At 52.5% G+C, this 255-nt stretch carries 1 protein-coding gene and 1 rRNA gene; both read left to right on the plus strand.

The genetic code is table 11. The features are described 5' to 3' along the window. A partial coding sequence (locus QSK45_RS38195) for a hypothetical protein (protein ID WP_285563545.1) occupies nt 1-181 on the plus strand: 181 nt, incomplete at its 5' end. Between the two features lie 3 nt (nt 182-184). Further along, nucleotides 185-255 (plus strand): 16S ribosomal RNA (locus QSK45_RS38200); the annotation flags it as partial.

The following is a 255-nucleotide window of genomic DNA, read 5'->3' on the forward strand; positions in this document are numbered from 1 at the left end:
AGAACTCAACAGCGTGCCAAAAGTCAACGCCAGATATGTTGATACCCCGTCCATCGGATCACCGATGGTCGAGGTTCCTTTGAAAAAACACAGCGAGGACGCTGTGAACGATCGGACTATTCCTCCGATCGTTCCGCTCTTCGGGGTGTCTCACCGGCTGAATTGTTTTTCGGCCGAGTAAACATTCACGGAGAGTTTGATCCTGGCTCAGGACGAACGCTGGCGGCGTGCTTAACACATGCAAGTCGAACGATG

It is taken from the genome of Streptomyces hygroscopicus subsp. hygroscopicus (assembly GCF_030269125.1).
Taxonomy (GTDB): Bacteria; Actinomycetota; Actinomycetes; order Streptomycetales; family Streptomycetaceae; genus Streptomyces; species Streptomyces hygroscopicus_C.